Origin of the sequence: Flavobacterium tructae, from assembly GCF_001853485.1 — a bacterium.
GTDB lineage: Bacteria > Bacteroidota > Bacteroidia > Flavobacteriales > Flavobacteriaceae > Flavobacterium > Flavobacterium tructae.
Map to the genome: position 1 here is coordinate 1 of NZ_MIKE01000018.1, position 2280 is coordinate 2280.

1 protein-coding gene is annotated in these 2280 nt (G+C 38.9%); it reads right to left on the bottom strand.

Annotated elements, in window-relative coordinates; translation table 11 throughout:
* Positions 1–2280 (bottom strand): non-ribosomal peptide synthetase (locus BHE19_RS07690; RefSeq protein ID WP_124020463.1); only part of this gene is annotated, 2280 nt, incomplete at both ends.

Consider the following 2280-nt stretch of genomic DNA (forward strand, 5'->3'; position numbering starts at 1 on the left):
CCATCCGGAAGCCAGCGTGCTAAATCCCCTGTCTTATACATTCGTTCGCCTTCTAAAAAGGGGCTGTCGATAAATTTCTCATTTGTTAGTTCTTCTCGATTTAAATATCCTCGCGCTACCTGAATACCTCCTACACACAATTCTCCTGTTACTCCTATTGGTAATAATCCTAAAGCCTCGTTTACTATATAGATATGGGTATTTCCCACTGGACGGCCTATATGGATGCGATCTAAGGATTCATAGTGGGTAACCTCTAATACACTACAGCCAATAGTGGATTCAGTAGGTCCATATTCGTTAAACAGTTTAACCGATGGATCTAATTCTCCTAAATGAGACAGATCGGAATGGGTTAATTGTTCGCCACCGATGATGAATCTTTTTAATGGAGAATGACCTAAGTCTCTGAAAAAGGACAAATGTGACGGGGTTAATTTTATAGAGGTAATAGCATCATTTGAAACAATGGCCTTCAATACGGAGCTAACATCATTATCTTTATAGATGTGCAGTTGTCCTCCTGTTAAAAGTGTCAAATAGATACTGGTCTGGGTTAAATCAAAGGATAAGGAGCTAAACAGGGGGAAACTCTGAGCGTTATCCCCGTCTCCATAATGTGAGATACTGTACGATAAGTAGTTCACCAAACTGTTATGCTCGATCATTACTCCTTTTGGATTTCCTGTACTTCCTGAGGTATAAATGACATAAACCAAATCTGATAATTGGATGGTGTTGGTTTTTAAAGCCGGGAATGATGAAGCCTGGCTTAATACGCTATCAAATTCTACGTCGATAGAAAAAATAGGAACTGCATATTCTATTACATCAAATAAGCTTTCCGATTCTATAATCAGTAATTTTACATTAGCATCTTTGACTAGAAAAGATTTGCGATTCTCCGGATATTCTTTATCGATCGGAAGGTAACAAGCACCCGCTTTTAGTGTTCCAATTATTGAAATAATAGACCAGATACTGCGATCTAACATCAGACCTACAATATCATTGGAGGTGACATGGTAGTGATTTTGTAAGTATAGCGCCAGGTCATTGGATTTTGCATCTAATTCCTGATAGCTTAATGTTTCGTCTCCACAAACAACTGCAATAGCAGCCGGGGTTTTCTTTACCTGCTCTGTAAATAAATCAACTATTGTTTTATCTAATGGATATGCTGCAGTTGTGTGATTGAATACATTGAGTAGTTGATGCTCTTCTGCCGGGGTAAGCAGAGACAGGTTTTTTACAGGCTCTGTAATATTCTTTGCAATATTTTGTAACAGTTCCTGATAATGCAATAGCATTCGATCTATTGTTGTTTTTTCAAATAAAGCGGTGCTGTATACCATATTCAATGAGATACCTCCCTGGTTTTCTGATATATTGAACAATAAGTCAAACTGAGAATTTACCACTTGGGTATCATAAGAGGATAAGCTGAGACCTTTTAGAGCAACAGGGTTGCTTTCCTGATTATTCTGTAAAGAAAACAATACCTGAAACAATGGACTCATGTTTCTATCACGGGTTGTAATTACCCGATCTACTACTTTCTCAAATGGAGCTAACTGATGGTCGTAGCTCTCTAAAGTGGTCTGTTTTACTCTTGACAATAGGTCCTTAAAACTCGGATTGCCGCTTAAATCACTGCGAAGGGCCAGGGTGTTGACAAAAAATCCAATCATGCCCTCTAAATCCGATTGGGTTCTATTGGCGATTGACGTTCCTACGCAAATGTCTTCCTGACCGCTGTAACGCGATAATAAGACTTTAAAAGCCGATAATAATAGCATAAACATCGTTACGCCTTCTTCTTTACAGATCGTGTTTAATGATGCGCTCAGCTTTTGGTCTATCTCTAAAGAAACAGCTGCTCCTGCATTGCTTGGAACCAAAGCACGGGCATAATCTGTTGGTAAGGATAAAGTGCTTACTCCTTTTAGTTTGGATTCCCAATAGGATAACTGATCCTCCAGAACTGCTCCTTCTAAATGTTTGCGCTGCCAAATGGCATAATCGGCATATTGTAAATGAAGTGTTGGTAGATTAGGGGTGCTGTTGGATTCAAAGGAACAGTATAGTTCCATAAATTCATGAACCAAGATTTCCCCCGACCAGGCATCACTGGCGATATGATGAAAAACACAGGCCAAAACATATTTCTGATTCTCTAAGGTGTATAAACACGCGCGCAGTTTATAGTCTTTAGATAAATCAAAAGGTTTATGGGCATAGTGGGCGATATGATTTTTTAATACTAATTCATCCGATACC